At 69.3% G+C, this 17,389-nt stretch carries 15 protein-coding genes; 11 read left to right on the forward strand and 4 right to left on the reverse strand.

The window, feature by feature from the left end; translation table 11 throughout:
* The first annotated feature begins 1 nt into the window (after position 1).
* Complete coding sequence (locus CAL11_RS09155) at positions 2–310, forward strand: DUF2160 domain-containing protein (RefSeq protein WP_086092730.1); 309 nt, start codon at positions 2–4, stop codon at positions 308–310.
* 116 nt (positions 311–426) lie between these two features.
* Positions 427–2,157 carry an ABC transporter substrate-binding protein gene (locus CAL11_RS09160; protein ID WP_086092731.1) on the forward strand — a complete coding sequence of 577 codons (1,731 nt, stop codon included), beginning with the start codon at positions 427–429 and terminating at the stop codon, positions 2,155–2,157.
* 1 nt (position 2,158) lies between these two features.
* Here the strand turns inward: CAL11_RS09160 and CAL11_RS09165 are convergent, their stop codons facing one another.
* From CAL11_RS09165 to CAL11_RS09175, 3 genes are all read right to left on the reverse strand, one after another.
* The gene (locus tag CAL11_RS09165; protein ID WP_086092732.1) at positions 2,159–3,304 is read right to left on the reverse strand and encodes a hypothetical protein; all 1,146 of its coding nucleotides are present in this window, start codon (positions 3,302–3,304) and stop codon (positions 2,159–2,161) included.
* A 119-nt stretch (positions 3,305–3,423) separates the two neighbouring features.
* Positions 3,424–4,137 (reverse strand): DUF502 domain-containing protein, encoded by a 714-nt coding sequence (locus tag CAL11_RS09170; RefSeq protein ID WP_086092733.1) that lies wholly within the window; start codon positions 4,135–4,137, stop codon positions 3,424–3,426.
* 71 nt (positions 4,138–4,208) lie between these two features.
* Positions 4,209–4,676: a winged helix-turn-helix transcriptional regulator gene (locus CAL11_RS09175; protein WP_003810957.1), complete on the reverse strand. Its 468-nt coding sequence runs from the start codon at positions 4,674–4,676 to the stop codon at positions 4,209–4,211.
* A 135-nt stretch (positions 4,677–4,811) separates the two neighbouring features.
* Between CAL11_RS09175 and CAL11_RS09180 the strand changes: the two genes are divergently transcribed.
* From CAL11_RS09180 to CAL11_RS09190, 3 genes are all read left to right on the forward strand, one after another.
* On the forward strand, positions 4,812–6,116 hold the full coding sequence (locus tag CAL11_RS09180) for a D-amino acid dehydrogenase (protein WP_086092734.1): 1,305 nt from the start codon (positions 4,812–4,814) through the stop codon (positions 6,114–6,116).
* Between the two features lie 76 nt (positions 6,117–6,192).
* Positions 6,193–7,314, forward strand: coding sequence for a metallophosphoesterase family protein (locus tag CAL11_RS09185; RefSeq protein ID WP_086092735.1), 1,122 nt, complete (start codon positions 6,193–6,195; stop codon positions 7,312–7,314).
* Positions 7,311–9,947, forward strand: a complete 2,637-nt coding sequence (locus tag CAL11_RS09190) for an AAA family ATPase (RefSeq protein WP_086092736.1) — start codon at positions 7,311–7,313, stop codon at positions 9,945–9,947. The genes CAL11_RS09185 and CAL11_RS09190 overlap by 4 nt, the downstream gene beginning before the upstream one ends.
* Before the next feature lie 37 nt (positions 9,948–9,984).
* On the opposite strand, the gene CAL11_RS09195 is transcribed toward CAL11_RS09190, so the two are convergent.
* On the reverse strand, positions 9,985–10,968 hold the full coding sequence (locus tag CAL11_RS09195; RefSeq protein ID WP_033446886.1) for a Bug family tripartite tricarboxylate transporter substrate binding protein: 984 nt from the start codon (positions 10,966–10,968) through the stop codon (positions 9,985–9,987).
* Positions 10,969–11,389: 421 nt separating this feature from the next.
* Here CAL11_RS09195 and CAL11_RS09200 point away from each other — a divergent pair, with 421 nt between their 5' ends.
* From CAL11_RS09200 to mnhG, 6 genes are read left to right on the forward strand one after another with little or no spacing between them, the layout of a single operon-like run.
* Positions 11,390–14,323 (forward strand): monovalent cation/H+ antiporter subunit A, encoded by a 2,934-nt coding sequence (locus CAL11_RS09200; protein ID WP_086092737.1) that lies wholly within the window; start codon positions 11,390–11,392, stop codon positions 14,321–14,323.
* Complete coding sequence (locus CAL11_RS09205; protein WP_033447542.1) at positions 14,323–14,667, forward strand: Na+/H+ antiporter subunit C; 345 nt, start codon at positions 14,323–14,325, stop codon at positions 14,665–14,667. Before CAL11_RS09200 ends, CAL11_RS09205 begins: the two co-directional genes overlap by 1 nt.
* Positions 14,664–16,292 (forward strand): monovalent cation/H+ antiporter subunit D, encoded by a 1,629-nt coding sequence (locus tag CAL11_RS09210; protein WP_033447540.1) that lies wholly within the window; start codon positions 14,664–14,666, stop codon positions 16,290–16,292. Before CAL11_RS09205 ends, CAL11_RS09210 begins: the two co-directional genes overlap by 4 nt.
* Complete coding sequence (locus tag CAL11_RS09215) at positions 16,289–16,768, forward strand: Na+/H+ antiporter subunit E (protein WP_080699990.1); 480 nt, start codon at positions 16,289–16,291, stop codon at positions 16,766–16,768. Before CAL11_RS09210 ends, CAL11_RS09215 begins: the two co-directional genes overlap by 4 nt.
* A complete protein-coding gene (locus tag CAL11_RS09220; protein WP_003810975.1) occupies positions 16,765–17,049 on the forward strand; it encodes a K+/H+ antiporter subunit F in 285 nt (94 codons plus the stop codon). The genes CAL11_RS09215 and CAL11_RS09220 overlap by 4 nt, the downstream gene beginning before the upstream one ends.
* A complete protein-coding gene (gene mnhG / locus CAL11_RS09225; protein ID WP_003810977.1) occupies positions 17,046–17,372 on the forward strand; it encodes a monovalent cation/H(+) antiporter subunit G in 327 nt (108 codons plus the stop codon). The genes CAL11_RS09220 and mnhG overlap by 4 nt, the downstream gene beginning before the upstream one ends.
* Positions 17,373–17,389 lie beyond the last annotated feature (17 nt).

The following is a 17,389-nucleotide window of genomic DNA, read 5'->3' on the forward strand; positions in this document are numbered from 1 at the left end:
CATGTTCGGCTGGATGGTATGGACGACGCCGGTGGCGGTGTTCTTCACCTGCATCGCGCTGATGCTGGTGGGCATGACGGTCTGGGAGCTGCGTGCGCCGACGCGCCTGCGCAAGGGATTCCTGCCCATCGCCACCACGCGTGGCGACCGCCTGTTCATCGGCCTGATGATCGCGGCGTGGATCAATCTCGCCTACGTCGGGCTGGGCGGCAAGGCGATGGAGTGGTTCGCGCTGGACGAGCCGCCTACGGTCTGGATCGGTTTTGCGTTGTCGATGGTGGTGCTGGCGCTGGTGATGCGCAAAGGGTAGCGGCACGCATCCGCTGCCCCGGAAAATCGTTGGGGGTCTTACAGGACAACGGCCCAGCCTTCCCCGGCCCGGCGTCCCGCAGCAAAGACAGGGGAGGCGCATCGAGGAGACAGGTCATGAAAATGCGGATGCATGCCATGGCGGCCGCCATCGCCCTGATCGGGACGCAGGCGGCCTGGGCTGGCGAGCCGGAGGCGAAGAAATGGGTGGACAGCGAGTTCCAGCCTTCGTCGCTGTCCAAGGACCAGCAGATGGCGGAAATGAAGTGGTTCATCGACGCGGCCCGGAAACTGAAGGCCCAGGGAGTGAACGAGATCAACGTGGTGTCGGAGACCATCACGACGCACGAGTACGAGGCCAAGACGCTGGCGCGCGCCTTCACCGAGATCACCGGCATCAAGGTCAACCACGACCTGATCCAGGAAGGCGACGTGGTCGAGAAGCTGCAGACGTCCATGCAGTCGGGCAAGTCCATCTACGACGGCTGGATCTCCGATTCGGACCTGATCGGCACGCACTACCGGTACGGCGCCATCCTGCCGCTGTCGGACTACATATCGGGGGCGGGCAAGGAGTACACCAACCCCGGGCTGGACCTGAAGGACTTCATCGGCACCAAGTTCACCACGGCGCCCGACGGCAAGCTGTACCAGCTGCCCGACCAGCAGTTCGCCAACGTGTACTGGTTCCGGGCCGACTGGTTCGCGCGCAAGGACCTGCAGGACAAGTTCAAGGCCAAGTACGGCTACGAACTCGGCGTGCCGACCAACTGGTCGGCGTACGAGGACATCGCCGAATTCTTCTCCAACGACGTCAAGGAGCTCGATGGCAAGCGGGTCTATGGCCACATGGACTACGGCAAGAAGGATCCGTCGCTGGGCTGGCGCTTCACCGACGCCTGGCTGTCGATGGCCGGCGCGGCCGACAAGGGCCTGCCCAATGGCATGCCGGTCGACGAATGGGGCATCCGCGTGGCCGACGACAAGTGCACGCCGGTGGGCGCCTCGGTGGCGCGCGGCGGGGCCACCAACAGCCCGGCCGCGGTCTATGCGCTGACCAAGTACGTGGACTGGATGAAGAAGTACGCGCCGCAGCAGGCCACCGGCATGACCTTTTCCGAATCCGGCCCGGTGCCGGCGCAGGGGCAGATCGCCCAGCAGATCTTCTGGTACACCGCCTTTACCGCCGACATGACCAAGAAGGGGCTGCCGGTGGTCAACGAAGACGGCACGCCGAAATGGCGCATGGCGCCGTCACCCTATGGACCGTACTGGAAAGACGGCATGCAGAACGGCTACCAGGATGTCGGCTCGTGGACTTTCTTCAAGTCCACCGACGCCAACCGGCTGGCCGGCGCGTGGCTCTACGCGCAGTTCGTGACGTCCAAGACGGTGTCGCTGAAGAAGTCCATCACCGGCCTGACCTTCATCCGCGACAGCGACATCAACAGCGAGTTCTTCACCAGGAACGCGGCCAACTACGGCGGCTTGATCGAGTTCTATCGCAGTCCGGCGCGCGTGGCGTGGACGCCCACCGGCAACAACGTGCCCGACTATCCCAAGCTGGCGCAGCTGTGGTGGAAGAACGTGGCCACCGCCGTCACGGGCGAGAAGACGCCGCAGCAGGCCATGGACGCGCTGGCCAACGAAATGGATCAGGTGCTGGCGCGTCTGGAGCGCGCCGGCATGGCGCAGTGCGCGCCCAAGCTGAACCCCAAGAGCGATCCGGCCAAGTGGCTGTCGGACCAGCATGCGCCATGGAAGAAGCTGGCCAACGAAAAGCCCCAGGGCCAGACCATCGCGTATGAAAAGCTGCTGCAGGCCTGGAAGGAGGGCAAGGTGCGCTGAGTCAGGCGGGCCGGGGGAAGTCGGGCAGCACGATATCGGCATGCCCCGGCCCGACCCAGCGCGCGCATTCGCGCGTGGCGTCGATGCAGCCGCCCTCGGCGTAGACGCCCTGGGGATCGCGGATGCGCACCATGCGTTCGAGCACGCGCGCGGTCGCCTGCGGGTCGGCCATGGTCGCGTGCACGCGCGCCTCGACGATGGATTCGTCGATGATCAGCTTGCCTGCCTCGTTGCGGCGCGCGCCGTGGCGCCAGTGGTAGATCTCCACGCACTTGCCGGCCAGCGTGTACGGCTGGTCGCGCTTCCAGAAGTTGTTGAACAGCCCCGAGCCCAGGTAGAACACCCACGAGCCTTCGTAGCCTTCGACGTTGGACGAGTGCTCGTCCGGGTTGCGGAACCACAGGCGGTCGCCGGGCACGTAGTAGCGCGGCGGCAGCGGGTCCTGCAGCGAGCCGTACTCGCGCAGGAACGTGTCGTGGAACAGGCCGGACATCACCGCGCGGGTTTCCCACTGGCGCTGCAGGCGCGCGGCCAGCTCGGGGTTGCAGGCCTGCAGCTCCTGGGCGATGCCCAGCACGGTCACGTATTCGGTGGCGCGGTAACAGGAAAACGAATACAGCCGGCCCGACTCGTCGGGCTGGGTGGCCTTGCGCAGCGCCTCGACCAGCGGGTGGCCCGGCAGCACGGTGAAGCCGCGCTGTTCGTCGTAGACCCAGTCGTCCTCCGGCCGCTCGGCCTGCTCGGTGTCGAAGGCCAGGGCGGTGCGCCGCGCCGCCTGCACGATGTGGCGGCGGATGCGCACCGCCGAGGCCAGCTCGGCGGCGTCGGGCAGTGCAAAGGCCACCGGGCTGGCGAGGATGGCGAGCAGGATCTCGCGTTCGAGGTCGCCGCTGTCCTGCCCGGGGCGCAAGCCCAGCGAGGCGGCGATGCCGGTCGTGTCGTGGCCCGGCGCATGGCGCGCCTGGAACGCCGGCGCCAGGGCCATCGACAGGGCGGCGCTTTCGCCGTGCCGGACGCAGGCCAGCGAGACGGCGTCGGCCAGGCCCAGGCCATGGACATATTGCAGGAGTGCTTGCCGGTTGGCGTCGGCCGCGGCAGCGGCGCATGCGATCAGAATGCCGCCCGTAACGGGCGCTGCGGTGGACATGGATAGGCTCCCCGAGCCGTCGTGGCGCCGGAGGGGCCCGGCGCGGGAAGCAATCATTGCCAATCGGCGCGAAATCCGCAAGAGGCGGCGCGCCGATCGGCGCCGCCCAGGGGGATGGGTCAGGCCAGCGGGCCGCCCGCCGCCGGCGGGGCCGGGGGCGCGGGCGGCGTCGGCGGCGTGGCCGCCGTGCCGCTGGCCGCGCCGTTCTCGGCGCGCGCCATCCAGGCGATCAGGGATGAACGCATCGCTTCCTCCACCGACATCTGGATCGGATGCACCCACTCGGTAGGCACGAACACGGTGTAGCCGCCGATCATGTAGCCCATGGGCAGGTAGACGGCCACGCGCTCGCCCTGCGTGAATCCGGCCGGCAGGCCGTCGACGGTGCGGCGGGTGACCAGGCCCACCAGCTCCAGCGGGTTGCCCGGCATGCGCAGGATCACGACCTGCTGCGAACTGGTCTTGGCGCTGGGCGAAAAATAATCGGCGAAGCTCTTGAGCGACGAATAAATGCTCTTGACGACCGGCAGGTTGGTGAACGGCATTTCCAGCAGCAGCAGCCAGCGCTGCACGCGCTGTTTCGACACCAGGTAGCCGATGGCCAGGATGCCGAGAATGCCCAGCGCCAGGCCCATGCCGGGGATGTAGAAGCTGCCGATGAACGGACGCAGCAGGGTAAGCGCCAGCGCTTCGGTCCAGGCCAGGAAAATGAACAGCAGATACAGCGTCAGCGCGATGGGCAGGACGGTGATCAGGCCGCGGAAGAAATATCGGTACAAACGACTCATGGATGGGGCTCCTGCGCCGCGCCGGCGGGCGCGGACGACGGGCATGAAATGAAATACGGCACGGAATGGTACAGAAAAACAGTGAAGTGTCCCTGATTCAGGGCGGGCTGCGCGATTCAGCGGTCCACAGGCAGGTAGAGGGTTTCCTTGATTTCTTCCATGACCACGTAGCTGTGCGATTCCGCCGAAGCGGGCAGGCGCTTGAGAATCTCGCCCAGCAAGCGGCGGTATTCGTTCATTTCCGAGAGCCGCGCCTTGACCAGGTAATCGAAGTCGCCCGAGACCAGATGGCATTCCATGACCTCGGGCACGTACAGAAGTTCCTGCTTGACCTTGTCGAACACATCGCCGGACTTGGCCGACAGGCGGATTTCCAGGAACACCAGCAGCGTCTTGCCCAGCGCCGCCGGATTGATGCGCGCATGGTAGCCGGTAATCACCCCTTCGCGTTCCAGGCGCCGGACGCGCTCGGAACAGGGCGTGGCCGACAGGCTGATTTTCTCCGCCAGCTCGGTAATGGATATACGCCCTTCACGTTGCAGAATATCGAGGATTTTGCGATCGATGCGGTCCAGTTCGCGCATTTCACTTCCAAAGGTAAGAAAACCCACGGTGCCCAGTGATAAAGCTGGTTCGTTGGGGTTATTTTAGTGATTATCGCTGCCTATGGCCTCCTAGACTACGGGAATTCACGTATGTAAAAGAGTGTGGGAGATTCTATGCACGTCATCGTCCTGGGCAGCGGCGTCATCGGCACGACGACCGCCTACTATCTGGCGCGCCAGGGCGCGCAGGTCACGGTGCTGGAGCGCCGCGCCGGTCCCGCCGACGAAACCAGCTATGGCAACGCCGGCCAGGTGTCGCCCGGCTATTCCACGCCGTGGGCGGCGCCCGGGATCCCGCTCAAGGCGCTGAAGTGGATGTTCCAGAAACACGCGCCGCTGGCCATCCGCGCCGATGGCAGTTTCTACCAGTGGCGCTGGCTGGCGGCGATGCTGGCCAATTGCTCGGCCGGCCGCTACACCGTCAACAAGGAACGCATGCTGCGCCTGGCCGAATACAGCCGCGACTGCCTGCGCACCCTGCGCGCCGATACCGGCATTCAGTACGAGCAGCGCACCCAGGGCACGCTGCAGTTGTTCCGCACCGCCGCGCAGATGGAAGCCGCGCGGCGCGACATCGCCGTGCTCGAGGAATGCGGCGTGCCGTACGAGTTGCTCGACCGCAACCGCCTGCCGACGGCCGAGCCGGCGCTGGTCCGCGCGCTGGACAAGCTGGCCGGCGGCCTGCGCCTGCCCAACGACGAAACCGGCGACTGCCGGCGCTTCACCCTGCAACTGGCCGAGAAGGCCAAGGCGCTGGGCGTGCGGTTCCGCTTCGACCAGCAGGTCGAGGGGCTGGACGTGCGCGGCGACCAGGTGGTCGGCGTGCGCGTGGGCGGCGAGCAACTGGCCGCCGACCGCTACGTCGCGGCGTTCGGCAGCTATACGCGCGGGTTCCTGCGTCCGCTGGGCCTGGACCTGCCGGTCTACCCCGTCAAGGGCTATTCGCTCACCATTCCCATGACCGACGAGTCCGCCGCGCCGGTTTCCACCATCCTGGACGAAACCTACAAGGTCGCGGTCACGCGCTTCGACCAGCGCATCCGCGTCGGCGGCATGGCCGAGCTGGCGGGCTTCGACCTGCGCCTGAAGGAGGCGCGCCGCAAGACCCTGGAGCTGGTCGTCAATGATCTGTTCCCCGGCAGCGGCGCGGTCGGGCAGGCCGAGTTCTGGACCGGCCTGCGGCCGATGACGCCGGACAGCACGCCCATCATCGGCGCCACCAAGTACGGCAACCTGTTCCTGAACACCGGCCACGGCACCCTGGGCTGGACCATGGCCTGCGGGTCGGGCCAACTGGTGGCCGACCAGGTATGCGGGCGCCAGCCGGCCATCCGCGCCGACGACCTGGCGCTGTCGCGCTACACCGTCGGCGGGCCGGCGGGCGGCGGCGTGGCGCGCGCGCAGCACAACGCCGCCTGAGCCGCCGGCGCGCGCCGGCGCTTGTGCCACAATCCGGGCATGACGACAGGCGCGGCGCGCGCCCGACCGGAGCTTCGTGACCCGATTCATTCATACCGCGGACTGGCAGATCGGCCGCCAGTACGGCCAGTTCGACAGCGATGACGCGGCCGTGCTGGCCGAGGCGCGGCTGGAGGCCGTGGCGCGCATTGCCGCCCAGGCCAGCGAACTGGCCGTCGACGCCGTGCTGGTGGCCGGCGACGTCTTCGATACGCAAAGCGTTTCCGATCGCACGATCCGGCGCCTGTTCGGCGCCATGCAGGCCTACCAGGGGCCGTGGGTGCTGATCGCCGGCAATCACGATGCGGCGCTGGCCGACAGCGTCTGGTCGCGCGCGCGGCGGCTCGATTGCATCGGGGCCAACGTCCACGTTCCGCAGGGCACGACCGTGCTCGAGCTGCCGCGGGCGGGGCTGGCCGTGCTGGCGGCGCCGCTGACGCAGCGCCATACCTATGACGATGTGACCGCCGCGTTCGACACCATGGACAGCGCCGCGGGCCTGGTGCGCGTGGGGCTGGCGCATGGCAGCGTGGCCGACCGGCTGCCCGAGCAGGCCGATGCCGCCAATCCGATCGCGCCGGACCGCGCGCAGCGCGCCCGGCTGGACTACCTGGCGCTGGGCGACTGGCACGGCTGCCTGCGCATCGACGAACGCACCTGGTATGCCGGCACGCCCGAGCCGGACCGCTTTCGCGGCAATGCGCCGGGGTACGCGCTGCTCGTGGAGGTGGCGGCGCCCGGCGCGCCGCCGCAGGTGCGCCAGCTGGAGGTCGGCAGGTATCGCTGGTCGCACTGGGTCGAACGGCTTGATCTGGCTTCCGATGCCGAGGATCTGGGCCACCGCCTGGCAAGCCTGCGGGCCGGCGACGTGCTGCGCCTGGAACTGCACGGCGCGCTGTCGCTGGCGCGCTGGGACGCGTTGCGCGGCGATGTCGAGCGCGCCGCGGCGCGCGTGCGCGCGCTGGTCGCCGACAGCGCCGGACTGGTGCTGGAGCCGGATGCGGCCGACCTGGCCGCGCTCTCGGTCGATGGCTACGTGGGCGCGGCCGCCGCGCGCCTGCAGGCCATGCAGGCCGACGGCGCGCAGGCCGCCACCGCGCGCGCGGCGCTGCGGCTGCTGCTGCAATACCAGCGCGAACTGGCGGAGGGCGCGTCGTGAAGCTGCGCCGCATCGCCCTGGAGGCATTTCGCAAATTCCGCCAGCCTGTCGCGCTGGAAGACCTGGACGGCGGCCTGAACATCATCGTGGGCCCCAACGAGGCGGGCAAGAGCACCTTCGTCGCGGCCTTGCGCGCCGCCTTCCTGGAACGCTACGCCACCAACAAGCCGCTGGCCGACCTGGCGCCCTGGGACATGCCGGACGCGCGCCCCGCGGTGACGGTGGACTTCACGCACGACGGGCACGAGTATTCGCTGCGCAAGCAGTTCCTGCACCGCGCGCGCTGCGAACTGCTGATTGACGGCGGCGCGCAGCGCCATGAAGGCGAGGAGGCCGAAAATCTGCTGGCGCGGCTGCTGGGCTACGAATTCGCGGGCCGCGGCCTGAGCCGGCCCGAGCACGCCGGAGTGCCGGGCCTGTTGTGGATCCAGCAGGGCGAAGGGCAGACCCTGCTGGCGCCGGCCGGCCATGCCGGCACGCACGTGCGCGCGGCGCTGACCGAGGTGTCGGGCGAGCTGGCCGCCACCGATGGCGATCGCCTGTTCGAGCGCGTGGCGGCCGAGCGCGCCGCCTTGCTGGATGCGCGCGGCGGCAAGCCCAAGGGGGCCTACAAGGAAGCCGAGGAAGCCTGGGCGCGGGCCAGCGCGCAATGCGAGACACTGGCCGCCGCCAAGCGCCAGATCGACGACGATGTCGACCGGCTGGCGCGGCTGCGCGCCGAGTACGAACGGGCCCAGCGCGAACAACCTTGGCAGGCGCTGGCCGAGCGGGCCGAGCAGGCGCGCCAGCGCCTGGACGGCATCGCGCGCGAACGCCAGGCCCTGGAGCAATTGCAGCGCGAACTGGCGCAGGCCGGCGAGACGCTGGCGCTGCTGACCGAGCAGGTCGGGCGCGACCAGCATGACGCCGAGGCGCTGGCGCAGTTGCGCAACGACGCGCAGGCGGCGCAGCAGGCCATGGAGCCGGCCCGGGCCGCGCTCGAACGCGCGCAGGCCGGGCAGGGCGAGCTGGCTGCCCAGGTGGCGCACTGGCGCGAACGCCTGGCCAGCGCGCAGGCCGGCGCCGAGCGGGGCGACCTGGCCGAGCAGCTGGCCCGCCTGCAGGCCGACGCGCAGCGCCAGCAACAGGCCTTGCGGCAGGCCGCGGAACTGGCCGCCGCGGTCGCCGGCTACCAGGCGCAATTGGCGGAGTCGGCCATCGACGCGGATACCGTCGGGCGCCTGCGCGAGCAGGAACGCCTGCTCAATGAGTTACGCGCCCAGCAGCGCGCGATGGCCACGCGCCTGCACCATCGGCTGCTGCCCGGCAGACAGGTCGAACTCGACGGCGTGGCGCTGGCCGGCGATGCGCAGGTGCTGATCACCAGCGCCGCGCGCGTGCGCATAGAGGGTGTGGGTGAGCTGGAAATCCTGCCCGGCGGACGCGACCTGCCGGCCGTGCTCGACGAGCTGCGCGCATGCGGCGCCGAACGCGATGCGCTGCTCGGCAAGCTGGGCGTGCCCGACCTGGCCGGCGCCGAGGCGCGCCTGGCGGCCAGCGAGCAGGCCAGGCGCGACCTGGACATGGCGCGCAAGGCCTTGCGCATCCAGGCGCCCGACGGTGTGCCGGCCTTGCAGGCCGAGCAGGCCGCCACGGCCCGGCGCCACGACCAGTTGCAGGCGCGCCTGCAGGCCTTGCCGCCGGCGCCCGCGGAGAACATGCCGCCGCTGGCCGAAATCCGGCAGGCGCTGCGCGCGGCCGAGCAGGCCGCCGAGCATGGCGCGCGGGCAGCGGTGGCGGCGCGCACCGAACTGGACGCCCAGGCCGCCCGCGCGCAATTGCTGCAGGCCCAATGGCAGGCGCGCGAACAGGATTACGCGGGCGAGCAGCGCAGCGCGCAGCGTGCCCAGCGGGGCTCCCGCCTGGTCGAGGCGCGCGCCGTGCGCGACAGCCTGGCCCGGCGCGCCAAGGAGGCCGGCGCGGCGCTGGCGGCGCATCAGCCCGAACTGGTCGAACAGGACCTGCGGCGCTACGAACGTTCGGCCGCGCTGGAGCGCGACGCCCAGCATCGCCGCCATGGCGAGTTGCTGCAGTTGCAGGGCCGCCTGGAGCAGGCCGGCGCCCAGGGGCTGGGAGAGCAGTTGCTGGTGGCCGAGGCCGACCTGCAGCGGCTGGCCCGGCGGCGCGCCGAATACGTCGAACGCGCCGAGGCGCTGGACTTGCTGTGGCGCCTGCTCGACGAACAGCGCACCGCCGCCACCCAGCGTCTGCTCGAACCCCTGGCCCGGCGCCTGCAGCACTACCTGGCCCTGTTGTTCCCGGGTGCGCAATGGCGCCTGGACGAGACGCTGATGCCGGTGGCGCTGCGGCGCGGCGGCCTGGAAGATGGGCTGGATGCGCTCAGTTTCGGCACGCGCGAGCAACTGGGCGTGCTGGCGCGCCTGGCGTACGCCGACCTGCTGGCGCAGGCCGGGCGGCCCGCGCTGCTGGTGCTGGACGACGCGCTGGTCCATGCCGACGACGCGCGGCGCGACCTGGTCAAGCGCGCCCTGTTCGACGCCGCCTCGCGGCACCAGGTGCTGCTGTTTACCTGCCACGCCGAAGCCTGGCGCGACATGGGCGTCCCCTTGCGGGAACTGCCCGCGGGCGGGTGAGGCAAGGGCGCCTGTCCCCGCGGGGACAGGCGCGCCGTCAGTTGAGCTGGATTTTCTGTTCGGTGGCGATGCGCTTGCGCAGTTCGAGTTCGCGCTTGATGAGGCTGGCGTATTCGGCCGGGGTGCTGCCTTCCACGATGGAGCCGCCGTCTTCCAGGCGCTTGCGGATCTTCGGGTCCTGCAGGGCCTTGACGGCCGCGTCATGCACGCGCTTGACGACCTCGGGCGGTACGCCGGCCGGGGCCACCAGGCCGTACCAGGCCATGTTGTCCATCGCGGGGTAGCCGGCTTCGCCGAAGGTCGGTACGTCGGGCAGGGCGCTGACGCGCTTGGGGGCGGCCACGGCCAGGGCGCGCAGCTTGCCGGCCTGGATGTGCGGGATGGACGACGGCAGATTGTCGAACTGGGCGTTGACCTGGCCGGCGATGGTGTCGTTGAGCGCCGGGCCCGAGCCGCGGTAGGGCACATGGACCATGTCGGTGCCGGTCAGCGACTTGAACAGTTCGCCGTCCAGGTGCGAAATGCTGCCGGTGCCCGAGGACGCGTAGCTGTACTTGCCCGGGTTGGCCTTGACCAGGGCGATGAATTCCTTGAGCGTCTGCGCGGCGATCCTGGGGTTGACGGTCATGACGTTGGGCACGCTGACCAGGTTGGTGATGGGCGTGAAGTCCTTCAGCGGGTCGTACGGGGTCTGCGGGTTGGTGGCCGGGTTGGTGGCCATGGTGCTTACCGTGGCCACGCCCAGCGTGTAGCCGTCCGGGGTGGCCTTGGCCAGCGCGTCGGCGCCGATCGCGCCGCCGCCGCCGCCGCGGTTTTCCACCACGACCGGCTGCCCCAGTTCGCGTCCCAGCCCCTCGGCCACGATGCGGGCCACGATGTCCGTGGTGCCGCCGGCCGCGAACGGCACGATCAGGCGCACCGCATGGTTGGGATAGGACTGGGCCTGGGCGGCGGCGCCTGTCACACAGGCGCCGGCCACCAGCGCGCCGAGCAGGATCTTGATGGAAGCGGGTTTGCTCAAGGTTGTCTCCTGGTTGTTCCAGAGGGGGCTGCATGGGCGGCCGTTCGTGACGGCCGCGTCTTGGGGTGCGCCATTGCACCGAAATTGCCGGGAACCGGAAATGCGGATCAACCCCAAGCCGCCAGAACCCCTCATTCAGCCTGTTGACAGGTAGGGGGAAACTGTCGCAAACAGCCCGCTTTTGCATAGATCCGTGCGTAACTTACGAGAATCTGATATTTTTCGGGTGAGATTCTTGGCCGGTCTTGCCAGAACGCTACCTTATATTTCGATTGACAGCGCTTGTTCTCCAGGCGATCTTGCCTTCGAGCGCGGTAGTGAGTTGTTGCGACGTGCTGGGCCAGGGTTCCGCCGATAGCCCCCCGGCCACGCTCGCCTTTCGCCGCCGCGAGAGAGAGGGCCGGACCCTTCCCGGAGCGCCATGTCGCTATTACTAGTACTCGCCCTGCCGTTTCTCGGCAGTCTGTGTGCCGCTTTGCTGCCCGCCAATGCCCGCAATGCGGAAGCCTGGCTGGCCGGCCTGATCGCCCTGGCCTGCACCGTACTGGTGGCCAGCCTGTATCCCCAGATCGCCGCTGGCGGCGTGATCCGCGCCGACCTGCCGTGGGCGCCGGCGCTGGGGCTGCAGTTCACCTTGCGCATGGACGGCTATGCCTGGCTGTTCGCCCTGATCGTCTCGGGCATGGGCGCGCTGGTCGTGCTGTACGCGCGCTACTACATGTCGCCGGAAGACCCGGTGCCGCGCTTTTTCTCGTTCTTCCAGGCGTTCATGGCCGCCATGCTGGGCGTGGTGATGTCCGGCAACCTGATCCAGCTGGTCATGTTCTGGGAAATGACCAGCCTGGCCTCGTTCATGCTGATCGCCTATTGGCATCACCGGCTCGACGCCCGGCGCGGCGCGCGCATGGCCCTGACGGTCACCGGCGCCGGCGGCCTGAGCCTGCTGGCCGGCGTGCTGATGCTCGGCCATATCGTCGGCAGCTACGACATGGACCAGGTGCTGGCCGCGGGCGATATCGTGCGCGCCGACCCCTGGTATCCGGCGGTGCTGGTCCTGATCGCGCTGGGCGCGCTGACCAAGAGCGCGCAGTTCCCGTTCCAGTTCTGGCTGCCCAACGCCATGGCCGCGCCCACGCCGGTGTCGGCCTATCTGCATTCGGCCACCATGGTCAAGGCGGGGGTTTTCCTGCTGGCGCGCTTCTGGCCCGTGCTGGCCGGCACCGACGAATGGTTCTGGATCATCGGCGGCGCCGGCCTGTGCTCGCTGGTACTGGGCGCCTACGCGGCGATTTTCCAGCAGGACATGAAAGGCGTGCTGGCCTATTCGACCATCAGCCACCTGGGGCTGATCACGCTGATGCTGGGCTTGAACAGTTCGCTTGGCCTGGTGGCGGCGATCTTCCACATGGTCAACCACGCCACCTTCAAGGCCTCGCTCTTCATGGCCGCGGGCATCGTCGACCATGAAACCGGCACGCGCGACGTCAGCCGCCTGAGCGGCCTGTACGGGGCCATGCCCATCACCGCCACGCTGGCCATGGTGGCGGCCGCCTCGATGGCCGGGGTGCCGCTGCTCAATGGGTTCATCTCCAAGGAGATGTTCTTCGCCGAGACCACCTTCGTCAGCGGCGATGTGCTGGTGCGGTGGGGCTTGCCGCTGATGGCGACGCTGGCCGGCGCGTTCAGCGTGACCTATTCGCTGCGATTCATCCTGCAGGTGTTCTTCGGTCCGCCGGCCGAAGACCTGCCGCGCGCGCCGCACGAGCCGCCGCGCTGGATGCTGCTGCCCAGCGCCTTGCTGGTCATGGTGTGCCTGGTGGTGGGCGTGCTGCCCGGCGTGACGCTGGGACCGATCCTGCACCTGGCCGCCAGCAGCATCCTGGGCGAGCACATGCCGCAGTACAGCCTGTCGGTGTGGCATGGCTTCAACCTGCCGCTGGCCATGAGCTTCGTCGCGCTGACCGCCGGCGTGCTGCTGTACCTGGCGCTGCGGGCGCGCCAGCGCGCCCATCCGGGGCTGGTGCCGTTCATCTACCGCTTCGACGGCCGGCGTACCTTCGAGTATCTGCTCGACGCCTCCAGCGTGGCGGCCGCCTGGCTGCTGCGCTACCTGGCGTCCTCGCGCATGCAGGTGCAGATGCTGGTCATCGTGCTGGGCACCCTGTGGGTGGCCTGGCTGCCGCTGCGCGCCGGCGGCTGGCTGTCGGGCCAGGCGCGCCTGACGCCGGCCGACCCCGCGTTCGCGATCCTCTGGGTGGTCGGGGCAGCCTGCGCGCTGGGCGCGGCCTACCAGGCCAAGTACCACCGCCTCGCATCGCTGACGCTGTCCGGCGGCGCGGGGCTGATCACCTGCCTGACCTTCGTCTGGTTCTCGGCGCCCGACCTGGCGCTGACCCAGCTGGCCGTGGAGGTGGTGACGGTGGTGCTGCTGCTGTTGGGCCTGCGCTGGCTGCCGCGGCGCATCCAGACCGGCGGCGACCAGGAGCGTCCCGACGTGCGTGCGCGGGTGCGCCGCCTGCGCGACCTGGGGCTGGCGGGCGTGGCCGGCGCCTGCATGGCCGGACTGGCCTACGCGGTGCTGACGCGTCCGGTGGGCGACACGATCTCCAGCTTCTTTACCGAGCGCGCGCTGCCCGATGGGGGCGGGACCAACGTGGTCAACGTGATCCTGGTCGATTTCCGCGGTTTCGACACCCTGGGCGAAATCACCGTGCTCGGCATCGTGGCATTGACGGTCTACGCGCTGCTGCGCCGCTTCCGCCCCGCGCCCGAAAGCGTCGAGCTGCCGCATCAGCAGCGCGAGCAGGACGGCACGCCGGCCGTGGACGAAACGGGCGAGCGGCCGGCGCCGGACACCAAGTCGCCGCTGCCGGCCGGGCCCATGATGATTCCGGCCGTGCTGGTGCGGCTGCTGCTGCCGGTGGCGGTGCTGGTGTCGGTCTACCTGCTGCTGCGCGGCCACAACCTGCCCGGCGGCGGTTTTGTCGGCGGCCTGGTCATGGCCACCGCGATCATCCTGCAGTACATGGTCGGCGGCGTGTACTGGGTCGAGTCGCGCAGCCGCCTCAATCCGCAGCACTGGGTCGGCCTGGGCCTGCTGGCCGCCGGCGGCGCCGCGGTCTCGGCCTGGCTGGCGCTGCGGCCCTTCCTGTCGGCGCTGGCCTGGGACGTGGCGCTGCCCGTCGTCGGCCACGTGCACCTGTCCAGCGTGCTGCTGTTCGACATCGGCGTCTACATGCTGGTGGTCGGCGCCACGGTGCTGGTGCTGGTGGCGCTGGCGCACCAATCGTTGCGCGCGCAACGCCAGGCGGCCGTCGAGGCCCAGGCGGCCGCGCAAACCGGGAGTCCTGCCTGATGGAAATCGTTTATGCCCTGGCCATAGGGGTGCTGGCCGGTTCGGGAGTATGGCTGCTGCTGCGGCCGCGCACCTTCCAGGTCATCATGGGCCTGTCGCTGCTGTCTTACGCGGTGAACCTGTTCATTTTCGGCATGGGCCGCCTGACGGTGGGCAGGCCGCCCGTGGTCAGCGCCGCGGCGCCGGTCGACGCCGCGGCTTATGCCGACCCCTTGCCGCAAGCCCTGGTGCTGACCGCGATCGTGATCGGTTTTGCCACCACGGCGCTTTTTCTCGTGGTGCTGTTGGCCTCGCGCGGGCTGACCGGCACCGACCACGTCGACGGCCGGGAGCCTGAATCTTGATCGACTGGCTGCAACACCTGCCCATCTACCCCATCACCGTGCCCCTTATCGCGGGCGCGCTCATGCTGTTGCTGCCCGATACGCAGCGCAAGACCCGCGCGGGCATCGGCCTACTGTCCTCGCTGCTGCAGCTGGCCAGCGCCATTGCCTTGCTGAGCCTGGCCGCCGGCGCCGGCGGCGTCTGGCCCGATGGCATCGGCGTGTACCTGCCGGGCGATTGGCCGGCGCCGTTCGGCATCGTGCTGGTGGTCGATCGCCTGGCCGCCGTCATGCTGGCGCTGACCGCCGTGCTGGGCCTGGCCGCGTTGATCTATTCGCTGGCCCGCTGGGACCGCGCCGGGGTGCATTTCCACTCGCTGTACCAGTTCCTGCTGATGGGGCTGAACGGCGCCTTCCTGACCGGCGACCTGTTCAACCTGTTCGTGTTCTTCGAGGTGCTGCTGGCGGCTTCCTATGGGCTGATGCTGCATGGCTCGGGCATCGCGCGCGTCACGGCCGGCCTGCAATACATCGCGGTCAACCTGGTGGCTTCGTTCCTGCTGCTGATCAGCATCGCGCTGATCTACGGCGTGACCGGAACGCTCAACCTGGCCGACCTGGCCTTGCGCGCCGGCACGCTGACCGGCGGCGAGCGCAGCCTGTTCGAAGCCGGCGCGGCCATCCTGGGGGTGGCGTTCCTGGTCAAGGCCGGCGCCTGGCCGCTCAATTTCTGGCTGGTCAAGGGTTACGGCTCGGCGGCCGCGCCGGTGGCGGCGCTGTTTTCCATCATGACCAAGGTCGGCATCTACGCCTTACTGCGCATCGGCTCGCTGCTGCTGCCTACCGGCGCGCCGGCGGCTTTCAGCCTGGACTGGATGTTCGCGGCGGGGCTGGCCACGCTGGTGTTCGGCGGGCTGGGCCTGCTGGCCAACCAGCAGCTCGAAAAGCTGACCGGCTATTGCGTCATCGTCTCGGCCGGCACGCTGCTGACGGCCTTGGGTATGCCCGGTGTGACCTTGACCGGGCCGGCGCTGTTCTACCTGATCAGCTCGGTGCTGGCCACCGGGGCGCTTTTCATGCTGATCGAACTGATCGAGCGCACCCGCAGCTTCGGGGCCAACGTGCTGGCCGTCACCATGGACCTGTTCGACCTGGACGATCCGTCCACGCCCAACCGTTCCGACGACGTCGTGGGCGTGGCGATTCCGGCGGCCATGGCCTTTCTCGGCCTGGCCTTCGTTTCCTGCGCCTTGCTGGTGACGGGGCTGCCGCCCCTGTCGGGCTTCGTGGCCAAGTTCTCGCTCCTGTCGGCGGCGGTGACGGCGGCCAATACGCCGTCCGTGGCGCTCGACGCCTGGGTGCTGGTGGCGCTGGTGCTGTTGTCGGGCCTGGCCGGGCTGATCGCGCTGGGCCGCGTCGGCATACGGATATTCTGGAGTTCCGATGACCGCGTCACGCCCCGCCTGCGGTTGATGGAGGCCGGGCCGGTGGCGGTGCTGATCCTGCTGTGCGTGGCGTTGGCGGCCGGCGCCGGGCCGGTGTCGGCCTACCTGGACGCCGCCGCCCAGTCGCTGGACCGGCCTGCCGCCTACGTGAACGCGGTGCTCGCCAAGCAACCGGCGCGCGCGCTGTCGGAGGGCCTGTGATGCGGCGCTACTACCTTGCCTTGCTGCCGCTGGCCATGCTGGCGCTGTGGCTGTTGCTCAACCAATCCGCCTCGGTCGGCCAGCTGGCGCTGGGTGCGGCGCTGGCGCTGTGGCTGGGCTGGGCGTCCAGCCGCCTGCGGCCGCTGCGCGGCAAGCCGCGCCGCGTGTGGCTGCTGCCGGGGCTGGCCGCGCGGGTGTTCGCCGACATCGTCCGCTCCAACGTCGCGGTGGCGCGGCTGGTGTGGCAGCGGCGCCCGGATTTCTCGCCCGGCTTCATCGCCATTCCGCTCGACCTGCACGACCCGCACGGCCTGGCCATCCTGGCCTGTATCGTGACCTACACGCCGGGCACGGTGTGGGTCGACATCATCGACGGCAAGCTGGTCCTGCACGTGCTGGACCTGCAGAACGAAGAGGCCTGGATCGCGCTGGTCAAGCAGCGCTACGAACGCACCCTGATAGAGGTATTCGAATGATGAACATCGTCCTGTACTGGTCGGCGTCGTTCGCCTTGCTGTGCTTCGCGCTGGCGATGGCCTGCGCGGCGATCCGGCTGCTGCGCGGACCGACCGCGCAAGACCGCGTGCTGGCGCTGGACTCCCTGTACGTCAGCGGCATGCTGACCATGCTGGTGTTCGGCATCCGCGCCGGCACCCCGGTGTATTTCGATATCGCGCTGCTGATCGCGCTGTTCGGCTTCGTCGGCTCCACGGCCATGGCGAAGTTCCTGCTGCGCGGCGAGGTGATCGAGCCATGATCGACGTCGACATTCCGTTGTGGGCCGGCATCCCGGCCGCGATCCTGCTGGTGCTGGGCGGGCTGCTGACCCTGACCGGCGCGCTGGGCATGTTGCGCTTCGGCCATTTCTACGCGCGCATCCACGCGCCCACGCTGGGCAACACCATGGGGGCGTGCAGCGTGCTCACCGCTTCGATCCTGGTGTTCTCCAGCCTGTCCATGCGGCCGGTGGTGCACGAGTTCGTGATCGGCATGCTGCTGGTGCTGACTTCGCCTGTCACCGGCATGCTGCTGATGCGTGCGGCGGTGTACCGCGCCCGGCGCGCGGACGACAGCGCCTGAGGGCAGAGGGCGGCCGC

Source organism: Bordetella genomosp. 6 (assembly GCF_002119705.1).
GTDB lineage: Bacteria > Pseudomonadota > Gammaproteobacteria > Burkholderiales > Burkholderiaceae_B > Bordetella > Bordetella bronchiseptica_F.